The sequence below is a fragment of the Streptomyces sp. SID11385 genome, from assembly GCF_010548245.1.
Taxonomy (GTDB): Bacteria; Actinomycetota; Actinomycetes; order Streptomycetales; family Streptomycetaceae; genus Streptomyces.
Genome location: NZ_JAAGLR010000316.1, coordinates 1 through 8,513 on the forward strand (window position 1 = coordinate 1; position 8,513 = coordinate 8,513).

The 8,513-nt window shown below is 75.0% G+C and carries 3 protein-coding genes; 1 reads left to right on the top strand and 2 read right to left on the bottom strand.

The window, feature by feature from the left end; all coding sequences use genetic code 11:
- The first annotated feature begins 252 nt into the window (after window positions 1–252).
- A complete protein-coding gene (locus tag G3I42_RS37465) occupies window positions 253–828 on the top strand; it encodes an NPCBM/NEW2 domain-containing protein (RefSeq protein WP_343244502.1) in 576 nt (191 codons plus the stop codon).
- A 48-nt stretch (window positions 829–876) separates the two neighbouring features.
- On the opposite strand, the gene G3I42_RS09630 is transcribed toward G3I42_RS37465, so the two are convergent.
- Both G3I42_RS09630 and G3I42_RS09635 read right to left on the bottom strand, forming a co-directional pair.
- Window positions 877–4,392, bottom strand: a complete 3,516-nt coding sequence (locus G3I42_RS09630; RefSeq protein WP_343244503.1) for a BTAD domain-containing putative transcriptional regulator — start codon at window positions 4,390–4,392, stop codon at window positions 877–879.
- 1,066 nt (window positions 4,393–5,458) lie between these two features.
- Window positions 5,459–7,774 (bottom strand): asparagine synthase-related protein, encoded by a 2,316-nt coding sequence (locus tag G3I42_RS09635; protein WP_164284282.1) that lies wholly within the window; start codon window positions 7,772–7,774, stop codon window positions 5,459–5,461.
- Window positions 7,775–8,513: the final 739 nt, after the last annotated feature.

The window sequence follows — 8,513 nt, forward strand, 5'->3', positions numbered from 1 at the left end:
CAGGACAAGCCGCACGCGGAACGGCCACCCGTCCCCGACGCCAAGCCGCCGGCGGTTCAGCCGCTCGTACCGAGTCCCGCGCCGCCGTACCGCCCGGCGCCGGTCGCGGCCGAGCCGAGCGCGCCGCCGCGGGTTTCCGCGCCGCCGCGCGCGCCGGAACCGGTGCGTCCGACGCCGCGCCCGCCCCGGCCCAAGCCCGCGTCACCGACACCACCTGCCAAACCCTCCCCCACGCCCGCACCGCCGACTTCCGTGCCGCCACCGGCTCCCGTCGAGCCGGTCGAGTACCGCTGGAGCACGCTGCCCTACGGGCTCACCGGGGACGGCACGGGGCCGGAGATGCGGCTCAGCGGGAGCCCCGTGTGGCAGCGGCCGGGCGGGATGACGATCGGGGGGACGCGGTACGCGCACGGGGTGAGCGTCCGTGTTCCGTCCGAGACGACGATCGATCTCAACCGCGAATGCACGGATTACGAGGCGTACGCGGGGCTCGACGACATGACCTTGGGCATGGGCGCGGCCCGCTTCGCGGTCTGGGCCGACGGAGTGCGGCTGTGGCGCTCGGGCGTGCTGCGGGGTGGGGAGCCGGCGGTCCCCGTGCGGGTGGGGATCGCGGGACGGCGGACGGTGCGGCTGGTGGTGGAGGCCGTTGACCCGGCGGCGTTGGCGCCTGCGTCGGGGGGCACTGCGGACGGTTCCTCCTCGGGGTCCTCCGCAGGGGACGGCGATGGGGACGGTCCCGGGATCGGGAACGTGCGGAGGATGTTGGGACGGCTCGGCCGGCTGGGTGTGGCGGACTGGGCGGGGTCGCGGTTCGCCTGCGAGTAAGCGGGCGTGGCGCCGGATTCCGCGCTGCTCAGGGGGTGTTGTCGCGGGTCAGTCGATGAGGTCGGCCGGGGCGAGGGAGGCGGCTCGGGCGACTGCTTCGGCGTGGGGCGCGGGGCCGAGGGCGGCGCGGGTGGTCGTGGTGACGCGGGCGGCGAGGTCCGCTTCGTGGGGGCCGCGGGCGTGGGGACCGCGCAGCCGGGTGGCGAGGGTGAGGGCGTGGACGGCGCCGACGTGCTCGCCGGTCTCCATGAGGAGGAGCGCGCCCGTTTCGAGGAGTGAGGCGGTGATGCTGCCGGAGAGGTGCGCGGACACTGCGGCGGCGAGTGCCTCGCGCCACTGCGGGAGCGCGGCCTCCGCACCGTCGAGCGCGGCACGTACCCGTATCTCCGTATCGGCGAACGCGGCCATCCAAGTGGGTGGACCGCCTGTTCTTCCGTTGACGACCCTGAGTTGTGCGCACATGGCGTCGGCCTCGTGAGGCGCGCCGTCCTCCAGAGCCATGCGGGCGCGGAGCAGGATCAGGAAGGCGTGCGCGTCGAGCGAGGCGGTCTCGTCGGCGACGGCGGCCGCGCGCGCCATGTGCGCCTCGGCGCGGGGGCGGTCGCCGGAGTGGTGGGCGATCTCGGCGAGGCGGGCGAGGAGGAACGGGGTCTCGGCGAAGGCGCCGACCTCCTGGGCGAGTTGCAGCGCCCCTTCGCACTCGACGCGCGCGTCGTCGTACCGTCCCTGCGCCATCGCGAGTTCCGCTCGGGCGCTGGCGACCTGCGCGCCGAGCCAGCGGTCGCCTGTGCGGGCGCAGAGTTCCCTCAGTTCGCCGAGATCGTCCTGGGCGTCGGCGTCCTCGCGCGGGGCGTCGACGGTGATGTGGACGCGGAACATGAGCGCGGTGGCGAGTTCCCAGTCGGCGCCGAGGCGGCGACAGCGGTCGACGGCCCCGTCGATGAGCGGGTAGGCGTCCTCGGCCGTGTCGAGGAAGAAGGGCGCGAAGGCCGCGAGAAGGCCGGGGAAGACGGTGGCCTCGGGCGCGTCGGAGCCGGCGAAGAGGTCGCGGAGCCCGGCCACGTACGTGCGTGCGGCCGGGGTGAGGTTCTCGTGGTCCGGGTCGGTCTCGGAGGAGAGGAAGAGGTGGAGCATGCGCAGGTGGAGGCGGGGCCAGTAGCGCGGGTCGTCGGGTGGGACGCCGGGGTCCGCGCCGGTCGGCGTCGTCCGGCCCGTACCGCCCTCGGCGCGTCTGTGGCGGACGTGCAGGTCGGCCACGGCGGCGGGGACCCCACCGGCGAGGACCATGGTGTGCTCGGCCCACTCGGCGCCCTCGATGCGGTGGTTGCGCAGCCACCAGAACCAGCCGCAGCCGAGGACGAGTGCGACCGCGTTCTCCTCTTCGCCTGTGGCGAGAGCGCGAGCGAGAGCGGCACGGATGTTGTCGAGTTCGGTCTCCAGGCGGGCGATCCAGGGCAGTTGTTCACTCGAACGAATGAGTGGTTCCGCGGTGGTGACGAGCGCGCGGTAGTACGTGGTGTGGCGGCGCCCGGCAGCGTGGGCACGGTGCGTGTCCTCGGCGGCGCGCTCGACCGCGTACTCGTGGATCGTCTCCAGCATGCGGAAGCGCATTCCCGTACCGTCCGGCTCCGGGCTCGCCACGACGAGTGACTTGTCGACGAGCGCGCCGACGAGGAGGTCCGCGGGCCCTGTGCAGACGGCCTCCGCGGCGGCGAGGTCCCAGCCGCCGGCGAAGACGGACAGTTCGCGCAGGGCGTCGCGTTCCTCCTCGTCGAGGAGGTCCCAGGACCAGTCGACGACGGCGCGCAGGGTCTGCTGACGGGGGAGCACGGTGCGGCTTCCGCCGGTCAGGAGCCGGAAACGGTCGTCGAGCCGCTCGGCGAGCTGGCGGGGACCGAGGAGGCGCAGACGCGCCGCGGCGAGTTCGATCGCGAGCGGCAGCCCGTCGAGGCGGCGGCAGATCTCGGCGACGGCGTCGGGGTCCTCGGCGAGGGTGAAGCCGGGGCGCACGGCGGCGCCGCGCTCGCCGAAGAGCCGGACCGCCTCGGCGGCGGGCAACGGATCGACGGGACGAACGGCTTCTCCGGGGACGCCGAGCGGTTCGCGGCTCGTGGCGAGCACGGTGAGTCCGGGGCAGCGTGTGAGGAGTGTGTCGGCCAGGCGAGCGGCGGCCTCGATGACGTGCTCGCAGTTGTCGAGTACGAGCAGCAGTTCGCGGCCCGCGCAGTACTCCACGAGCAGCTCGACGGGGTCGAGGGTGGCCACGTGCCGCTCGGGGGTGGTGCGCAGCGCCGTCTCGCGCACGCCGAGCGCGCTGACGACGGCGGCGGGGACGTCTTCGGGGCGTTCGAGGGGGGCGAGTTCCGCCATGCGGATGTGAGGGGGTGGTGGGGGTGGGGCGGGGGTGGTGGCGCGTGGGGGGACTTCGGGTGGGGCGGAGTGGGGGGAGTTGCCCCGGGTGGAGTGAGAGGGCTTGCCGGCGGGGTGGGGGGTTTCGGTGCTCTGGGATCTGGGGCCCGGGGTGGGGTTGCCGGCTTCGCCGGGGGCGGGGTGTGGGGCTTCGGCCGAGGTCGGCATATTTTCGTTCGAGTAGCCGAGGGCGGCCTCTTCGGCGAGGCGGGTCTTTCCCGAGCCGCCGGGGCCGGTGAGCGTGACGAGGCGGGAGGCGCGCAGGGCGGCGCGGATGCTCTCGATCTCCTGCGCGCGGCCGACGAAGGAGGTGAGCCGACGCCGGATGCCGGTGGTGGGGGCAGGGGCGGGCGTGGGGTTTTCGGGGCGCTGGGGCGACATGGCGGGCGGGACGGCGGCGGGCGAGGGCGCGGCGGGCGCCGGGGCGGGGGCCGTCGTCTCGCGGAGGAGTTCCGCGTGGAGAGCGCGGAGTTCCTGGCCGGGGTCGGTGCCGAGGTGTTCGGCGAGTGTACGGCGGAGATCCTCGTACGCGGCGAGCGCGTCAGCGGGCCTGCCGTCCGCGCGCAGGGCGCGGAGCAGGAGGCCGTGGAGGCGCTCGTCGTACGGGTGGGCCGAGGTCAGCCCGCGCAGTTCGGGTACGAGCGCGGCGGCCTGCCCCGCTCCGAGGTCGGCTTCGACCCGACGGCGCACGGCGGTGTGCCGCAGGTCCTCCGCGTGACGGGCCTCGGCCGCGGCATCGGGCAGGTCGGCGAACGCTGGGCCGCGCCACAGTCCGAGCGCGGTACGCAGGACTTCAGCGGCCTTCTCGTAGGAGTGTGCGTCGAGTGCGGCGGAGCCCTCGCCGAGCAGGTCCTCGAAGCGGTGCAGGTCGATATCGCCCCGCTCCGCGACGAGCCGGTAACCGCCCGGCCCCGAGGCGAGCGCCTCGTGTCCGAGCACCTTGCGCAGCCGCCCGACGAGCGCCTGAAGTGCGGCGCCGGCCTCCCTCGGCGGCTCGCCGCCCCACACCTCGTCCACGAGCGTGCCGGCGGCAACATCGCGGCCGGGGCGCAGCGCGAGCGCGGTGAGCAGCGCGCGCAACCTGGCACCGCCGAGCGGCACCGGCGTGCCATCGGGAGCCTGGGCCTCGGCGGCACCGAGGATGCGGTACTTCACCTGGCCATTGTCCACGAGGGGTGGGGGCGGGAACGAATGTTCGGGAGGCTTGGCGGGGCGGGGGTGGGGGGTGGGTGGTGTGAGGCGAGGTGGGTGGTGGCCTGCGGGCGGGGGCGGGCATACCCCCACCCACCCGGGGGGGCTCCCCTGCATCCATTCTTTCGCGTCCGCCCACCCTCCCCCGACCATCCGCCCACATCTGTGGATAACTCCGGCGAAAAAATAATCGCGCCCCTCGTCCGGGTGAGGAGATGTGCAGCGGGCAGCGAGCACCACGGAGATGTGCCTATGCTGCGGGCACCGGGGCGTCCGAGGCCGCTCCGGGTCTCCCGGGCGGCTCGTGGGCCCGGAGGCCGTCCGCTGTTACGGGCCCCAGCACCGGGGGCCCCTTCCGCGGGCGAGCTCAGTCGCTCATCGTCAGCCGGATCGCCAGGGCTGCGATGGGACCTCCAGTCACCCTGTCCAAGAGCGCGCGTGCCCTGGGCTGACGGAGGTGGGCGCCGTGAACACACCGGCGCAGCCGGCCAGGTTGGCGATCCACACGAGTCCGAGCGTGATGTGCACTCACGTAAGGGTCACGCCCATCGCGAGATGCGGCAAAACCCCGGTATGAACTCGGGGGAAGGATGGCGCCGTGGAACGCGTCCATCTTGGGGTTGAGGAGGTTGGTCAGCGGGCCCCGGCGCCAGCCGGCGGCAAGGGAGTCATTCCCGGCCGGGGCCGTCTCGGGGCCGGCCTCCTCAACCCCGCGCTTCGTGCGCAGGGCCACGAGCATCAGGTGCGTGGCCATCCGCAGCAGGTACGTGGCTTCTTGCCCAGTGCGGGAAGTCGTAGGCGAGACGGGAGGCGATAAGCAGGGCGGTGAGGCCCGAGGGGGAGCGTGCTTTGCGGTGTGCCGGTCTGGGTGCCGAACGCCGTGCTCTACAGCGCGGGTGGGGTGCCCCTCGGCGGCGGGCGGTAGGACGGATGGCGGGTCCCGTCGTCCCTCTTCGCCTTGGCCGCTCGCGCCCTCAGCCGCCGCTGCCCGCAACCCGCAGCGCACCCGCTCACAGCCCGCAGAGCGTCCTCAGCCGCTGACAGCGCCCCGGCCCGCCCCCAGCGCGCCCGCCGCCCCTCGGGCAGGCGCCACGGAGCCGGTTGGTACGGCGCGCTGGCGCGTCGGTGTACCCGTCCATGAGGTGCCCCGCCGCTCCAGGAGGCGCCGCAGCCACAGCTCGGTCGAGACGAGTTCCGCGAGACCGTCGAGTGGTACGGGCGCGCCCTCGGCGGCCTGCCTCAGCGCCTTGCGCACCACTCGGGCCTCGATGAGACCTGCCTCGGCGAGAAGAGGTGTGCGGAAGACGTCGAGGAGGGCGTCCAGGTGGTTGCGCAGACCGATGCGGAGCGGTGCGTACGGGTCGGCGGTCGACGGGGTGCCCCAGCCCGAGGGCAGTTCGTGGACACCTGCGCCCTCCAGAACAGCGCGCAGCACGCCGGCTCGCGCCCCGGGCCGTACTCGCAATGCTTCGGGGAGTGCGCGGCACGCCCGTACGACCTGGTTGTCGAGGAATGGGGCGTGGAGGCGTTGGAAGCGGATCTCGGCGGCCTGTTCGAGTACGCGGAGGTCTGCGGCGTGGCGGGCGAGGGCGGCGCGGGCCCGGAAGTCGCCGGGACGGCGGCCGGAGCCGGGCCCGGGACGGGCCGCCGCCTCGTGGAGGCGAACCGATACTTCGGCGAGCGCCTCGCCGGTGAGCCAGCGTGCGGCCGGGCCCGGGCGGGCCCAGGCGAGGGCCGCGAGCGAGGCACCCATGGCGCCGTCCGCCGTCTCGGGGAAGCGGCGCCGCAGCAGGAGGTCCGCGGCGTCTTCCAGCCCTTCGCGGTACGGGGTGCGGGCGAGGCGGCGCGCGGCTCCGTAGACCTTGCCGGGCACCATGACGGAGCCCTCGGCCTTGGTGAGTGCGGCGACGGGGCGGACGAGGTGGCGTCTGCGCCGGTCCATGAGCAGGTCGGCCAGGCGGGCGGGGTGGGCGTCGAGCACCTGGCGGGCACCGTGTCCGGTGAAGTGGTCGGCGCTGCCGGCGAGGAGCCGGGCGCGGTGACGGCCGGCGGCGACGAGCGCGGGGCCCGGTTCGTCGGTGAGCGGGACACGGAGTTCGGCGAAGGGCAGGGTGTCGGGACCGCCCGCGACGACAACGTGGTGCAGGCGCGGGTTGGCGGCGAGGGCGGCGGCGCGTTCGGTCTCGGGCTCCCGGCCTGGGACGACGAGGTCGTTGAAGGTGACGGCGACGAGGCGTTCGCCCGCGCCCGTGCCCTGCCCGAGCAGCGTGCCGGGCATCCCCGGGAGTCCAGCGGCGAGGAGGGCGAGGGTCGCGGAGCCGCTGCCGCCGGAGAGGTCGGCGCCGATACCGGGCTGCGGCATCCCCCGCGCGGCGCGGCGCTCGGCGGGGCCCATGCCGGGGACGGGGCCCTGGTCGGCCTCGGTGCCGGGGACGTGGCGGGGGGCGGCGAGTCGGACCCGTACCGCCTCGACGAGTGCTTCGCGCACCGCCTCCACGGCGCTGTCGGCGGCAACGGGCGCGGCGGAGACGGCGAGCGAGGTCACCTGCTCGTACCCGGCGATCTCCGGGACGCCCGCGCGCATGATCAGCGCGTGTCCCGGGGGGACGCGGTGGACACCGGCGTACGGGGTGGCGTCCTGGAGGGCTTCGGGGACGTCGGGGGCGGCGAGGAGGGCGGCGAGGTAGCCGATGTCGAGGTTGGCCTCGATGAGGTCCGCGAGGGGGAGTGCGGCGGTGGCGAAGGCAGTGCCGCCCGCCCACGGGGTGTGAAAGACGGGGCGGGCGCCGGCGAGGTCGCCGACGACCATGGTGCGGCGGCCGACCTGGACGACCGCCGTGTAGCTGCCCGCCCACGCGGTGAGGTGGCGCAGCGCACCACCTTTCGCGGAGTAGAGCGCGGCGCGCAGTTGGGCGTCGGTGGCGGCGCAGGTGCCGAGGACGGCGATGCGGGTCTCGGCGTCGGCGCGTACGACGCGGAGTTCGTCGGGGCGCCAGTCGCCGACGGCCCACAGGGGGTCGGGGTCGCCCCACAGGAGTTGGGCGCCGACGGGCTGGATGGTGTCCTCGGCGTAGTCGTCGATGCCGGCGTGGTCTCGTGCGTAGGAGGTGTTGCGGCCAGGGGGTGGGTCCTGGGTGCGGCCGCGGCCATGTTCGGCGCCGCCGCCGCGGCTGCCGTACTGGTCGAAGCCGTAGGGGTCGCCGTAGCCGTGCTCGGGGCCGGGGGCGCCGAAGGCGGTGTCGTGGGCGGCGACGGAGCCGGTGGGCGGACCCGGTGGTGCGTACGCGGCAGGGCCGGGCGAGCGGCGCCGGGCCGCGGTGCTGCTCCACCCCACCAACCAGCGCATCGCCGCCTCCACAGCCTGTGGACAACCCAGTCGCGCAGGGGAGTTCCGCCGGAAAGTCCCGCCGCTTCCGCCCATGCTGCCACGAAGAAGCCCCACTCCGGGGGGTACGGGTCGCGCGTCGCGGCATGCCTGATCCTGCCGGGCAGGGGTGGTGCGCGCACCTTCGGGGTGGCACATGCGCCGGGTGAATGCGCCCCCGGCACAGGCCACTTGGCCGTACGTTGACCCCGCTCCGTGAGGCCGTTGGGCGAACCCGTGTGCCGTGTCGGTGAGTTCTGGCCAGGGCTGCGGGGGCGACTCTGCACGGTGACCGGCCGCTTCGGCGGTTCGGCGGGCGGGTCGGGGGCGTTGCGACAGTGATGGGAGCCGGTCGGTGGGGTGGCGGCCCGGGGGCGAGGGGTACGGGGCGGGGAGAGCTCCGGCGGACAACGCGCGCCACGGTGGGCGCGTGCGTCCCGCGCGTCACCGGCAACCGGGTCATCGGGAAGGGCGCGCGCGGGTCGGGGACCGAAGGAATCCGGCCAATTACGGTTCGCGGCACGGCGGGTGCGAGGGCGAGCGTGGCGCTCTCCGACGAGGGTCGGCGGCGGGGCGCGGCGGGGTCGGGGCGGGGCGCGTACTCCCCGTTCGTGCCGCTTCGTACGGTGTGGGGCGGGCCTCGTTACCGGCGCGCGCCGACCGGCCGCGGGGACCCCGCACCTGGACGGCCGCCGGAACCGGCCGTCACCGCACGCCCTCG

Bases quoted from the DNA above. Each gene is read 5' to 3' on its own strand.
- G3I42_RS09635 (WP_164284282.1), bottom strand. From the start codon at position 7,774: ATGCGCTGGTTGGTGGGGTGGAGCAGCACCGCGGCCCGGCGCCGCTCG.